Source organism: Arthrobacter sp. N1 (assembly GCF_048288285.1).
Taxonomy (GTDB): domain Bacteria; phylum Actinomycetota; class Actinomycetes; order Actinomycetales; family Micrococcaceae; genus Arthrobacter_D.
Genome location: NZ_CP102608.1, coordinates 1308066 through 1321455 on the forward strand (window position 1 = coordinate 1308066; position 13390 = coordinate 1321455).

Annotated in this window: 11 protein-coding genes and 1 tRNA gene; 11 read left to right on the plus strand and 1 reads right to left on the minus strand. The window is 70.4% G+C overall.

Annotation, left to right across the window (positions count from 1 at the left end; genetic code table 11):
* Nucleotides 1–3: 3 nt before the first annotated feature.
* The 9 genes from NVV32_RS05890 to NVV32_RS05930 all read left to right on the plus strand — a co-directional run bounded on the left by NVV32_RS05890 (nt 4) and on the right by NVV32_RS05930 (nt 6872).
* Nucleotides 4–1125, plus strand: a complete 1122-nt coding sequence (locus NVV32_RS05890; protein WP_422391684.1) for a prephenate dehydrogenase — start codon at nt 4–6, stop codon at nt 1123–1125.
* Between the two features lie 113 nt (nt 1126–1238).
* The gene (gene cmk / locus NVV32_RS05895) at nt 1239–1889 is read left to right on the plus strand and encodes a (d)CMP kinase (protein WP_055773590.1); all 651 of its coding nucleotides are present in this window, start codon (nt 1239–1241) and stop codon (nt 1887–1889) included.
* 79 nt (nt 1890–1968) lie between these two features.
* The gene (gene der, locus NVV32_RS05900) at nt 1969–3525 is read left to right on the plus strand and encodes a ribosome biogenesis GTPase Der (RefSeq protein ID WP_055773560.1); all 1557 of its coding nucleotides are present in this window, start codon (nt 1969–1971) and stop codon (nt 3523–3525) included.
* An 87-nt stretch (nt 3526–3612) separates the two neighbouring features.
* A tRNA-Pro gene (locus tag NVV32_RS05905) sits at nt 3613–3686 on the plus strand.
* A gap of 199 nt (nt 3687–3885) precedes the next feature.
* Nucleotides 3886–4272, plus strand: a complete 387-nt coding sequence (gene gcvH, locus NVV32_RS05910; RefSeq protein WP_055773558.1) for a glycine cleavage system protein GcvH — start codon at nt 3886–3888, stop codon at nt 4270–4272.
* A 122-nt stretch (nt 4273–4394) separates the two neighbouring features.
* Nucleotides 4395–4841, plus strand: a complete 447-nt coding sequence (locus NVV32_RS05915) for an FHA domain-containing protein (RefSeq protein ID WP_235499063.1) — start codon at nt 4395–4397, stop codon at nt 4839–4841.
* An 8-nt stretch (nt 4842–4849) separates the two neighbouring features.
* The gene (locus NVV32_RS05920) at nt 4850–5590 is read left to right on the plus strand and encodes a MerR family transcriptional regulator (RefSeq protein WP_422391685.1); all 741 of its coding nucleotides are present in this window, start codon (nt 4850–4852) and stop codon (nt 5588–5590) included.
* An 11-nt stretch (nt 5591–5601) separates the two neighbouring features.
* Entirely contained in the window at nt 5602–6105 is a 504-nt protein-coding gene (locus NVV32_RS05925) for a bifunctional nuclease family protein (RefSeq protein WP_422391686.1), read from the plus strand.
* Nucleotides 6106–6284: 179 nt separating this feature from the next.
* Nucleotides 6285–6872, plus strand: coding sequence for a MerR family transcriptional regulator (locus tag NVV32_RS05930; RefSeq protein ID WP_055773550.1), 588 nt, complete (start codon nt 6285–6287; stop codon nt 6870–6872).
* Nucleotides 6873–6952: 80 nt separating this feature from the next.
* Here the strand turns inward: NVV32_RS05930 and NVV32_RS05935 are convergent, their stop codons facing one another.
* Nucleotides 6953–7777, minus strand: a complete 825-nt coding sequence (locus NVV32_RS05935) for a ParA family protein (RefSeq protein ID WP_422391687.1) — start codon at nt 7775–7777, stop codon at nt 6953–6955.
* A 221-nt stretch (nt 7778–7998) separates the two neighbouring features.
* Between NVV32_RS05935 and NVV32_RS05940 the strand changes: the two genes are divergently transcribed.
* Both NVV32_RS05940 and NVV32_RS05945 read left to right on the plus strand, forming a co-directional pair.
* The gene (locus NVV32_RS05940) at nt 7999–11493 is read left to right on the plus strand and encodes a pyruvate carboxylase (RefSeq protein WP_422391688.1); all 3495 of its coding nucleotides are present in this window, start codon (nt 7999–8001) and stop codon (nt 11491–11493) included.
* Between the two features lie 141 nt (nt 11494–11634).
* Complete coding sequence (locus tag NVV32_RS05945) at nt 11635–13374, plus strand: hypothetical protein (RefSeq protein ID WP_422391689.1); 1740 nt, start codon at nt 11635–11637, stop codon at nt 13372–13374.
* Nucleotides 13375–13390: the final 16 nt, after the last annotated feature.

Here is a 13390-nt window from a genome sequence, read left to right on the forward strand (position 1 = left end):
TCGATGACCATCCGCACGGACCAGGGGACGCACCTCGCCGGTCCCGTCCTCATCGTTGGGGCGGGTCTGCTCGGCGCGAGCATCGGGCTCGGCCTCCGGGCGCGCGGGCTCGACGTCGTGCTGTCCGACAGCTCGCCGTCCACCGAGGCGGTGGCGCGGGACATCGGGGCCGGCAGGCTCCACTCCGAGCTCGACGGAGAATCGTTCGAGCCGGAACTCGTGGTCGTCGCCACGCCCCCTGACGTCACGGCCCGGGTCGTCGCGGACGCCCTCGTGGCGCACCCCGCCGCCGTCGTGCTGGACATCAGCAGCGTCAAGGAGTCCATCCTGCGGGAGCTCGAGGGCATGCCCGACGCCGCCGGCCACCTCCCGCGTTACGTCGGGACCCACCCGATGGCGGGCCGTGAGAAGTCGGGGCCCGTGGCGGCCCGCGCGGAGCTCTTCTCCGGTGCCCCGTGGGTGCTGTGCGCCCACGCGACGAGCAGGCCGGACGCGGTGCTCCGGGCCGAGTCACTCGCCGTCGACCTCGGCGCGGTCCCCACGCGGATGTCCGCCGGGGAGCACGACGGTGCCGTCGCCCTGATCTCGCACCTCCCGCAGGTCGTGTCCTCCCTGGTCGCGAGCCGGCTGCAGGACTCGCCCGTGCAGGCGCTGGCCCTCGCCGGGAACGGGCTCCGCGATGTCACCCGCATCGCCGCGAGTGATCCGCGCCTGTGGGTGCAGATCCTCTCGGCCAACGCCGGCCGCCTCGTGGACATCCTGTACGGCGTCCGGGAGGACCTCGACCGCCTCATCTCGACGCTCGAGGACCCGACTGCCGGGGGAGCGCGGCTCGACATGGCGCAACTCATGACGGAGGGCAACGCCGGCCAGGCGCGTGTCCCGGGCAAGCACGGCACCCCACCGAATTCGTTCGCGCGGCTGACCGTGCTGGTCGACGACGTTCCCGGGCAGATCGCGAAGCTCCTGACGGAGATCGGCCACACCGGCATCAACGTCGAGGACTTCCGCCTCGAACATTCACCCGGGCGGCAGGTGGGACTCGCGGAGCTCTCGGTCCTGCCCGGCAAGCGGCAAGAACTGACGGAGTCCCTGACCCAGCGGGGCTGGAAGGTAGTGCAGTGATCACCACATCGGCATCAGCAGCATCGGCAGCACCCGCGGCAGGGGATCCGGAGGCGACGGCGGAGCGGGACGCGAGCCCCCATTCGGGGTTCCGCCTCGGGAAGTCGCTCGTCGTGGCGATCGACGGACCCTCCGGTTCCGGGAAATCGAGCGTCAGCCGGGAGGTGGCGCGCCGCCTCCGCGCGGCGTACCTGGACACGGGCGCCATGTACCGCGCGGTGACGCTGCACTGCATCGCCACCGGCGTCGACCTGCAGGACGGCGTGGCCGTGGAGGCCGCCGCCCGCGGCATCGAGCTGTTCATCAGCACGAGTCCCGATCGGGAGTCGGTGACCATCGCCGGTGACGACGTCACGGCCGCGATCCGCGAGCCGGGGGTCTCCTCGGCCGTCAGCGCCGTCGCCACGACCATGGGTGCGCGCGCCGAACTGATCCGCAGGCAGCGTGCGCTGATCGCCGGAGCCGGACACCGCATCGTCGCCGAGGGACGCGACATCACCACCGTCGTCGCCCCCGATGCCGAGGTCCGCATCCTCCTCACCGCGAGCGAGGAGGCCCGCCTGCGGCGCCGTGGCGACCAGCTCGGCGGGACGCAGACGGACGCGCAGCTGAAGCAGCAGGTCATCGACCGTGACGCCAGGGACTCCACGGTCGTCAACTTCCGGCAGGCCGCCGACGGCGTGGTCACGCTCGACTCCTCCGACCTCGACTTCGAGCAGACCGTCGCCGCCGTGCTCGACGTCGTCCGCACCATCGCGCACTGAGCGCGCCTCAAGACTCCGGGCTCGCGCCCACCAGGATCGCCGTCGGGAGACGGCGTACACCAACCGAAGGAAACCAACGATGAGCGAGAACCTTTCGCCGAACGCGACCGGCCACGGGGCCGGGGCCGACGAGGACTACGAGCCGACCGGCGAGGACCAGGTCAGCGAGCTGCTCGAGACCCTCGACGACGCCGAGGCCGAGCAGCGTGCCGCCTCGCTGCGCGCGGGCCTCGAGGACTACGAACTCGACGACGAGGACGCCGCCCTCCTGGCCCGGCAGGACGAGGACTACGACGACGAGGCAGAGGGGCGGCTCAACCCGGTCCTCGCGATCGTCGGCCGCCCCAATGTCGGGAAGTCCACCCTCGTCAACCGCATCCTCGGACGCCGCGAGGCCGTCGTCGAGGACACGCCGGGCGTCACGCGTGACCGCGTGTCCTACCCGGCGCAGTGGACGGGCCACAACTTCACGCTCGTGGACACGGGCGGTTGGGAGCAGGACGCCAAGGGCATCAACGCCCGCGTGGCCGACCAGGCGGAGATCGCCGTCGACATGGCCGACGCCGTGCTGCTCGTGGTCGACGCCACCGTCGGAGCCACGGCGACGGACGAGGCCGTGGTCCGTATGCTGCGCCGCAAGAAGAAGCCCGTCATCCTCGTGGCCAACAAGGTGGACGACATCCAGAACGAGGCCGACGCCTCCGTGCTGTGGGGCCTCGGCTTCGGGCAGCCCTGGCCGGTCTCCGCGCTGCACGGCCGCGGCACCGCCGACATGCTGGACAAGGTCGTCGAGATCCTGCCGGAGTTCTCCGAGCACGGCGGGATCGAGCGGTCCGGAGGCCCCCGACGCGTGGCGCTGATCGGCCGCCCGAACGTGGGCAAGTCCTCGCTCCTGAACAAGCTCGCGGGTTCCGACCGCGTCGTCGTGGACCCCCTGGCGGGCACCACCCGCGATCCCGTGGACGAGATGATCGAACTCGGCGGCCGCACCTGGCGCTTCGTGGACACCGCCGGGATCCGGCGCCGTGTGCACATGCAGCAGGGCGCAGACTTCTACGCCTCCCTGCGCACGCAGTCCGCGCTCGAGAAGGCGGAGGTCGCCGTCGTGCTCCTCGCCGTCGACGAGATCCTCAGCGAGCAGGATGTCCGCATCCTCAACATGGCCATCGAATCGGGCCGCTCGATCGTGCTGGCCTTCAACAAGTGGGACCTGCTCGACGACGAACGCCGCCGGTACCTGGAACGCGAGATCGAGCAGGATCTCGCGCACGTGGACTGGGCTCCGCGGGTCAACATCTCCGCCCTCACCGGTTGGCACAAGGACCGGCTGGTCCCGGCCCTCGACGTCGCCCTCGAGTCGTGGGACCGGCGCATCCCGACCGGACGCCTCAACGCGTTCCTCGGCGAACTCGTCGCCGCGCACCCGCACCCCGTCCGCGGGGGCAAGCAGCCGCGCATCCTCTTCGGCACCCAGGCCTCGAGCCGGCCGCCGAAGTTCGTCCTCTTCACCACGGGGTTCCTGGACCCCGGCTACCGGCGTTTCATCACCCGCCGGCTGCGGGAGACGTTCGGTTTCGAGGGAACCCCCATCGAGGTCAGCATGCGCGTCCGGGAGAAGCGCAGCCGCAAGCGCTGACCCCCGGACGGCGCCGTCCGATGTGCCGATCCACCCGGGGAATGCTGTAGTGTTGTCTGAGTGGTTTGGCCCGCTGGACGGGCTGATCGGGATGTGGCGCAGCTTGGTAGCGCACTTGACTGGGGGTCAAGGGGTCGCAGGTTCAAATCCTGTCATCCCGACACTGCAGAGCCCGTCTCCACCGGTTGTGATGACCGGAGGAGGCGGGCTTTTCGCATGCCCGCGGGGGCGGTCCACGGGCGGTCCACAGGGCGTGAGAGGTGCGTCACGGGGCCCGGTGGATATGCCTATACTCGACCAGTACCCGTAGCGGACGGCGCCCGGCGCCGCCGATGAAGACCGCGCGTCCGAAAGGCAACCATGAGCAACATTCCCGATGGCCTGTACTACACCGCGGAGCACGAGTGGGTCAGTGAGCCGGCAGCCGACGGCACGGTTCGTGTGGGTATCACCGACTTCGCACAGGACGCCCTCGGCGACGTCGTCTACGTCCAGATGCCCGAGGCCGGCACGGCCGTCACGGGCGCCGAGGTCATCGGCGAGGTCGAGTCCACCAAGAGCGTCAGCGACATCTATGCCCCGATCACGGGGGAGATCGTCTCGCGCAACGAGGCGCTCGACGACGATCCCTCGCTCATCAACACCGATCCCTACGGTGAGGGCTGGCTCCTGGAGATCAAGGTCTCCGACAGCTCCGCGGTGACGGGCCTGCTGAGTTCAGCCGATTACTCCCAGCAGGTAGGCTAGATCCACCCCCGCGAGGGCGGCAGGACAGGGCAGCAGGGCAGGACGGACTGTTGCACGCAGTAGGGGAGGAACCACCGATGATGCCGAATGACGATCCAGCCGTGAATGGAGAAGAGCCGAACATGACGTCTCCGGAGACAACCACGATCGGTCTGCCCCCGCAGGCCGTGACGACGGAGCTCGAACGGCATCTCACCCGTGAGGAACAGGCTTCGGTCGCAGCGCTTCCCTCGGGTTCCGCACTCCTGATCGCCCATTCCGGACCGAATGCGGGTGCCCGCTTCCTGCTGGACGAGGACATCACGAAGGCCGGTCGTCACCCCAATGCCGACATCTTCCTGGACGACGTGACGGTGTCCCGGCAGCACGCTGAATTCCGGCGGACGGACAGCGGCTTCATGGTCGTCGACACCGGGAGCCTCAACGGGACCTACGTGAACAACGACCGCGTCGACAGCGTCGCCCTCCGCAACGGCAACGAGGTACAGATCGGCAAGTTCCGGCTGACGTTCTATGCTGCCCGTGCCGTCACGGCCCAGGCAGCGCAGCAGACGACAGCGCAGGCCTAGTCCGCTCCATGCCTTCCCAACCCGCCCGCCGGTCCGCCGGCGTCGCTCCAGGTACCTCGGGCGTCCTCACGATCGGCGAGGTGCTCCGCGAGCTCTCCGGCGAATTCCCCCAGGTCACGGCTTCGAAGATCAGGTTCCTCGAGGAGAAGGGCCTGATCACCCCGCAGCGCACCCGCGCCGGGTACCGCAAGTACACGGGGCACGATGTCGATCGCCTTCGGTTCGTCCTCGCCCTGCAGCGCGACCAGTACCTGCCGCTCAAGGTCATCAAGGACTACGTCGACGCGATCGACCGGGGTGAACGCCCCGAGTCGCTGCCGGGCGGCATGACGCTCGCGCCGCGCATCGTCTCCGAGCAGCTGTCACGGGAACTCAGCGCCCACGCCCGTCGGCTCACGGCCGAGACGCTCGCGGCCGAGGCCGGTGCCCCCCGGCGGCTCGTGGACGACCTCGTGAGCTTCGGTCTCATCTCTGCCGTCGACAACCGCTTCGACGAGTACGCCCTCAAGATCACGACGGCCTGCGTCCAGCTCGAGCTGCACGGCATCGAGCCCCGCCATCTCCGTCCCTTCCGGGCGGCCGCAGACCGCGAGCTGGGCCTCGTCGAGCGTGTCGTCGCTCCCGTCGCCTCGCGCAAGGACGTTGCGTCGAAGGCCCGTGCGGCCGAGACGGCACGGGAGATCAGCGAGCTCTGTCTCGGGCTGCACAGCGCCCTCGTGAACAGCCACATAGCCCGGATGGACAGTTAGGCGGCCACCCCGTGATCGAAGTAGAAGTCGTGGGAGTGCGGATCGAGTTGCCCTCGAACCAGCCCCTGGTCCTCCTCCGCGAGTCGTCGGGGGAACGGCACCTGCCCATCTGGATCGGCGCCCCGGAAGCCAGCGCCATCGCCTTCGTCCAGCAGGGGATCGTGCCGCCCCGGCCGATGACGCACGACCTGCTGGTCGACGTCGTCGCCGCCGCCGGCAAGGTGATCACCGAGGTGCGCATCACCTCGGTGGAGGACACCGTGTACCACGCCCAACTCGTCTTCAGTGATGGTGTGACGGTCGGTTCGCGCGCCTCGGATGCGTTGGCGGTGGCGCTGCGTGTGCCGTGCCCCATCTTCTGTGCCGACGAGGTCCTGGCGGTTGCCGGCGTGGGGATCGCCGACGCCGAAGCGGAGGACGGCGCGGACGGCGACACCGGGGAGACGGCGGAGAAGGAGGTCCTCCAGTTCAGGGAGTTCCTCGCCGATGTGGAGCCCGAGGATTTCGAGCGCTGAGGACGGCCTCCGACACGCCCATGCTTGTGGGGCTCGGTCTTTGACCTCAGCCCTCCCGCGATCTAACGTCGGAGCATACAGTTCCCATTGCGTGTGTGGTGGACTCGGGGCACACTTGGTGCACATCCTGAGGTTCCGTCCAGAGCATCTTCCCCGGGAACACTACGAGGAGGCAGCACGTGAGTCCGAAGGGTGACGCCGGCAAGGCAGCCAGCCCGGCAGGCGCTGGCGTCCCAGCAAGCGCCCAGGGCTTACTGTTCACGGAAGACCTCCCCGTCCTCGATGAAGATGCCGGGTATCGCGGTCCCACGGCCTGCAAGGCTGCGGGCATCACCTACCGCCAGCTCGACTATTGGGCGCGGACCGGCCTCGTCGAACCCGCCGTCCGCGGTGCCTCCGGGTCCGGCACGCAGCGGCTGTACGGCTTCCGGGACATCCTCGTGCTCAAGGTCGTCAAGCGGCTGCTCGACACCGGTGTCTCCCTGCAGCAGATCCGCACGGCCGTCGAGCACCTGCGCGAGCGCGGGGTCGAGGACCTCGCGCAGATCACCCTGATGAGCGACGGCGCGAGTGTGTACGAGTGCACCTCCGCCGACGAGGTGATCGACCTGGTGCAGGGCGGACAGGGTGTCTTCGGCATCGCCGTCGGCCGGGTCTGGCGTGAGGTCGAGGGAAGCCTCGCCGCGCTTCCGAGCGAGCATGCGCTGGAGCAGGAATTCCCGGGCGACGAGCTGAGCAAGCGCCGCGCCACCCGCAAGATCAGCTAGCTCCCCGCAGGAGTCGGGCGGGGTCGAACCGCATCCCCTCCAGCAACGCGGCGGTCGATCCCGGCAAGGCTCCGGAGCCGTCAACGGCGCCCGCTGCGGCTCCTCATCCTCCCGGTATCCAGAACGCCCCTGAGCAGCTCGTCGAAGTAGCCCGACGCCTGGCGGGCGGAATCGCCCGGCCAGTGGTGCACCGCGTGGGCAGCACCCTGGATCTGCTGCCAGTCGGCCTGATCGGGGATGGTCGGCGTCAGGAGGAGGTCACCGAACATCTGCCTCATCTCGGCAAGGCGGAACGCGTGCTCGTTGGAGGTGGCGCGGACCTTGTTCGCGACGATCCCGGCGGTGGTGAGGCCGGGGGCGAACTCGCGCCGGAACAGCTCGAGGGCGCGCATGGTCCGCTCGGTGCCGGCGACGGAGAAGAGGGCGGGCTCGGCCACCAGGACCACCTTGTTGCTCGCCGTCCAGGCGATGCGGGTGAGACCGTTGAGGGACGGCGGGCAGTCGATCAGCACGAGGCTGTACCCCGTGATCCTCGAGAGGAGCGTGGCCAGGCGTCGCTGGTCCCGCCGCCCGAGGTCCGGCCTGTCGTAGATGCCGGAGTACGCAGAGCCCATGGCGACGTCAAGGACCGAGGGGGACGACCCGGACCGCCCGGCCGCCGTCGCGACCCAGCCGGCCGGGACGGTGTTCGCTCCGAGGTCCGCGCGCCGGGCGTTCTTGAGCAGCCGCCCGATGTCCGTCCGGCCCAAGGGTCTGACGCCGAGACCGGTGGTCGCGTCAGCGTGGGGATCGAGGTCGATGACGAGGGTGGGGATCCCTGCTGCCAGTGCGGCGGACGCCAGCCCCAGGGTGACCGACGTCTTGCCCACGCCGCCTTTGAGGCTGCTGATACTGACTACCTGCACGTGGTGAACCCATACCTGTCTCTGGCCGCCGCCGGGGCATGCGGCTGTCCTTGACGCCCCGGTCAATCATAGGCGGAACCGCTCATCCGCCCTGATCTGCGCCCGTCCGGCGGCCGTGCGGAGGGCACGTCCGCGGCTGGGACGTCCGCTGGACCAGGCTGTGCCGGCGGGTAGGATCATGCCAGCGTGATGGACCCGACCGGCGATGATGCAGGAGTGCGATGTTCTCGAAGATTCTGGTGGCCAACCGCGGCGAGATCGCGATCCGGGCGTTCCGTGCCGGGCACGAGGTGGGCGCGAAGACCGTCGCCGTGTTCCCCCATGAGGACCGCACCTCGATCCACCGGCAGAAGGCCGATGAGGCGTACCTGATCGGCGAGGAGGGGCACCCTGTCCGGGCGTACCTGGACATCGCCGAGATCATCCGCGTCGCGACGGAGGCCGGGTGCGACGCCATCTACCCGGGCTACGGATTCCTCTCCGAGAACCCGGGGCTCGCGCGGGCCGCGGCCGAGGCAGGGATCACCTTCGTGGGGCCTCCCGCCGACGTCCTGGAGCTCGCCGGGAACAAGGTGAAGGCGCTGGACGCCGCCCGTAGCGCCGGCATCCCGGTCCTCGCCTCCTCCCGGCCGAGTGCGGACGTCGACGAGCTGATCGCCGCTGCCGAGGAGATCGGTTTCCCGGTCTTCGCGAAGGCCGTGGCGGGCGGCGGCGGCCGCGGGATGCGCAGGGTCGACACCCGGGAGGCACTGCCCGAGGCGCTGGAAGCGGCCATGAGGGAGGCGGAGTCCGCGTTCGGCGATCCGACGATGTTCCTGGAGCAGGCGGTCCTGCGTCCGCGGCACATCGAGGTGCAGATCCTCGCGGACGCACAGGGCAACGTCATGCACCTCTTCGAACGCGACTGTTCCCTGCAGCGTCGACACCAGAAGGTCATCGAGATCGCCCCCGCACCGAACCTCGACGAGGGCATCCGGCAGGCGCTCCACCGGGACGCCGTGAAGTTCGCGACGGCGCTCGGCTACGTGAACGCGGGGACCGTCGAGTTCCTGGTGGACACGGTCGGGGAGCGGGCAGGGCAGCACGTGTTCATCGAGATGAACCCGCGCATCCAGGTGGAGCACACCGTCACGGAGGAGGTCACCGACGTCGACCTCGTGCAGTCCCAGCTGCGGATCGCCGCGGGGGAGACCCTCGCCGATCTCGGCCTGAGCCAGGACACCGTGACCCTGCGCGGAGCCGCCCTGCAATCCCGGATCACCACGGAGGACCCGGCGAACGGGTTCCGTCCCGATGTCGGACGGATCTCGGCGTACCGGTCCGCCGGTGGAGCGGGCGTGCGGCTCGACGGCGGCACGGTCTATGCCGGCGCCGAGATCAGCCCGCACTTCGACTCGATGCTGGTCAAGCTCACCTGCCGTGGCCGCGACTACCCGTCCGCCGTCACGCGGGCCCGGCGGGCGCTGGCCGAGTTCCGGGTGCGGGGCGTCTCCACGAACATCAGCTTCCTGCAGGCGGTCCTCGACGATCCGGATTTCATCGCCGGGAACGTGGCGACCTCCTTCATCGACGAGCGTCCCGAACTGCTGACCGCCCGCGTCCCCGCGGACCGCGGCACGAAGCTCCTGACCTGGCTCGCCGACGTCACCGTCAACCAGCCCAACGGGCCGCGGCCGGCCCACCTGGACCCGCGCGAGAAGCTGCCGGCCCTCCCGGCCGCGTCGTCCGACCCCGGAGCGGCTCCTGCGGGATCCGACCGGGAACCTGCGGGCGCAGTGCCGGGCGCGGGATCCGCCCGTGCGGGCGAGAAGGATCCGGAAGCCCCGGCGGGTAGCCGTCAGCGGTTGCTGGAGCTGGGACCGGAGGGCTTCGCCCGGGCGTTGCGCGACCAGACGGCAGTGGCGGTCACGGACACCACCTTCCGCGATGCGCACCAGTCCCTGCTCGCCACGCGGGTCCGGACGAGGGACCTGGCGGCGGCCGGAGCGAGCGTGTCGCACCTGACGCCGGAGCTGCTGTCCGTCGAGGCGTGGGGCGGCGCGACGTACGATGTCGCGCTCCGCTTCCTCGGTGAGGACCCGTGGGAGCGGTTGGACGTCCTACGCCGCGAGGTGCCCAACATCTGCCTGCAGATGCTGCTGCGTGGACGCAACACCGTCGGCTACACGCCCTACCCCGAGGCGGTGACCATGGCCTTCGTCCAGGAGGCCGCGGCCTCCGGCATCGACATCTTCCGGATCTTCGACGCGCTCAACGACGTCTCGCAGATGGAACCGGCCATCCGGGCGGTGAGGGAGACGGGGACCGCGGTCGCCGAGGTGGCGCTGTGCTACACCTCCGACATGCTGGATCCCGACGAGAAGCTGTACACGCTGGAGTACTACCTCGACCTCGCCCAGCGCATGGTCGACGCCGGGGCGCACATCCTGGCGATCAAGGACATGGCGGGACTGCTCCGTCCGGCCGCGGCGGCGAAGCTGGTCGCCGCCCTGCGGGACCGCTTCGACCTGCCCGTCCACCTGCACACACATGACACCGCGGGCGGGCAACTCGCCACGCTGCTCGCCGCCGTGGAGGCGGGGGTCGACGCCGTCGACGTCGCCAGCGCGGCCCTGGCGGGGACGACCAGCCAGCCGTCCGCCTCCGCCCTCGTCGCCGCCCTCGCGCACACACCGCGGGACACCGGGCTGGATCTCGGGAACGTGTGCGCGTTAGAGCCCTACTGGGAAGCCGTCCGGCGCATGTACGCGCCGTTCGAATCCGGGCTGCCCGGTCCCACGGGCCGGGTCTACCGCCACGAGATCCCGGGTGGTCAGCTCTCCAACCTCAAGCAGCAGGCCATCGCGCTCGGACTGGGGGAGCGCTTCGAGGCCATCGAGGACATGTACACCGCCGCGGACCGTATCCTCGGCAGACTCGTGAAGGTCACCCCGTCCTCCAAGGTGGTCGGGGATCTCGCGCTGGCCCTGGTCGGGAGGAACGCGGACCCCGCCGAGTTCGAAGAGAACCCGCAGTCCTTCGACATCCCGGATTCCGTGATCGGTTTCCTGAACGGTGAACTCGGCACCCCGCCCGGAGGCTGGCCGGAACCCTTCCGGACCAAGGCGCTGGAAGGGCGCGAACTCAAGCCCCGCGACGTGCAGCTCAGCTCCGAGGACGAGGCGAAGCTCGCGGGCAGCTCGATGGAGCGACGTACCGCCCTGAACACGCTGCTGTTCGCCGGGCCGACCAAGGACTTCCGGTCCATCCGCGACACGTACGGCGACGTCTCGCTCCTCGGTACGGCCGACTACCTCTACGGCCTGCAGCCCGCCACCGAGCACGTGATCGAACTCGAGAAGGGCGTGCGGCTCATCGCGACCCTCGAAGCCGTGTCCGAGCCCGACGAGAGGGGCATGCGCACCGTCATGTGCACGCTCAACGGGCAGATGCGGCCGGTGAGCGTGCGTGACCGCAGCGTCGAGAGCGATGTGAAGGCGGCGGAGAAGGCTGACGTCGGCACACCCGGCCAGATCGCCGCACCGTTCGCCGGATCCGTCACGGTCACGCGGGCGGAGGGCGACACCGTCGCCGCCGGTGACACGGTCGCCACCATCGAGGCGATGAAGATGGAGGCCAGCATCACCACCCCGATCGGCGGCACGGTGCAGCGCGTCGCCTCCACGGGCGGACCGGCCCAGGGCGGGGACCTGCTGCTCGTCGTCACGCCCGGCTGACGCGCCCGCGGGGTGGTCCGACCGGACCGCCCCGCACCTCGGCGGACAGGACGGTCAGGCTAGAGTGGAGCGCTGGGAACATCCGAACGGTCCCGCTCGCGCAGGCGGGCGGGCCGGCCGCCCGACGATCTGTGAGGAACCATGGCACGCGAATCGACCGATCCCTCCACGCCCGGCGCCGATGCGAGCGCACCCCTCCCGGCCGCCGTCCGCCCGGACATGACGCAGGGCGTGCCGATCGTCCCCGGCGTTCCCCTGCTGCCCGACGGCGGTCCCACCGACGCTGCCCCGCCTGCGGTCGATTCCCCCGGGAGCCCGGTTCCCGCCACAGCAGGCGTGGGCCCGGATCCTGCCGATGCCGGTCCTGACGCAGTGTCTGCTGCCGGGAACGCCGATGAGCCCGCCGATACCGGAGCCGCGGACATCGGAGCAGCCGGTACGGATCGGGTGGCTGCTGATCCAGGCGACACCGACCCAGCCGGTACCGAACCGGCCGGTACGGACCCCGCCGGTACCGACCCAGCCGGTGCTGCGCCCGACGACGCCCGTGCCGTGGGTGTCGTGCCCGCCGACCCGGGCCCCGTCGGTCCCGCGGGCGCGGGTGGACCGGGGACCACCGGCCCGGTCCCGGCCACCGTGACCGCCCTTGCAGGAGAGGCAGCGACGGCCCCGAACGGGGTCCACCTCAACGCCTTCGCCGTCCCCGTCTCGACCGTCCCCCCATCGACGCTGCAGGGTCCGACGTTGAGCGTGCCCGCCCCCCTTCCCGCCGACGCCCTCACCACGTTCGGTCTCGTCACCGGAGGTGCAGCGGTGCCCACGACGACCGACGGATGGACGCCGTCCGGCACCCGATCGCCGAGAACGACCTCGACCGCGCGGGACGACCTGCCGCCGGCGCCAGGGCCGACGGCGGCCGCTGCCGAACGGACGAGCCGCCGTGAGAAGGACCTCGGTCCGGAGCCGGCATCAGCCCTGACGGCGGACCGACTCCTCGTGGGACCGGACCGGCCGCCGGTCTCGGGCTGGCGGCGCTGGCTCTACAGCGCCACGTTCGGACGCATCAATGTCGGCGACTCCGACGCCGTGCGCTCGCAGCGTGCGCTGGAGCACCGCATCTCCGCACGGCTGGGCGGACGGACACGCTATGTCCCGGTCCTGTCCCGCAAGGGCGGCGTCGGCAAGACCACGGTCACCACCCTCCTCGGGATGGCCCTGGCCGACATCCGGGAGGATCGCATCATCGCCATGGACGCCAACCCGGACCGTGGGACACTGTCCGACCGTTCGCCGGGGCGGGCGGACCACACGGCGCGGCAGCTCGTCCAGAACCGGTACACCATCGATTCGTTCGCGCAGCTCGCGGGCTATGTGACGCGTGACGGCTCCCGGCTCCACGTGCTCGCGTCGGACACCGATCCGGCAGTGGCCCAGGCGTTCGACGACTCCGACTACCGTGCCGTCACGGATCTGCTCAGCCGCTACTACTCGATCGTCCTGACCGACTCCGGTACCGGCATGGTGCACTCCGTGATGAAGGGGACGCTCGAGAAGGCCGACTCGGTGGTGCTGGTCTCCGGGGGCAGTGTCGACGAGGCGAGGCTCGCCTCGGAGACCCTCAGCTGGTTGGAGGCGCACGGTCGGCAGGACCTCGTGAAGAAGGCGATCGTCGTGATCAACCTTTCGTCCGGCAACGGGACGCAGGTGGACGTGGGTCAGATCGAGCAGCATTTCCGGTCGCGGGTGAGCACCGTGGTGCGTATCCCGTACGATCGCCACCTGGCGGAGGGTTCGCGGGTCGACCTGTCCCGGCTGAACCCGGCCACGCGGCGGGCGGTGACGGAGCTCGCGGCCCTCGTGGTCGACCAGCTCGCCGCGTGAGCGCGGCTAGACTGCG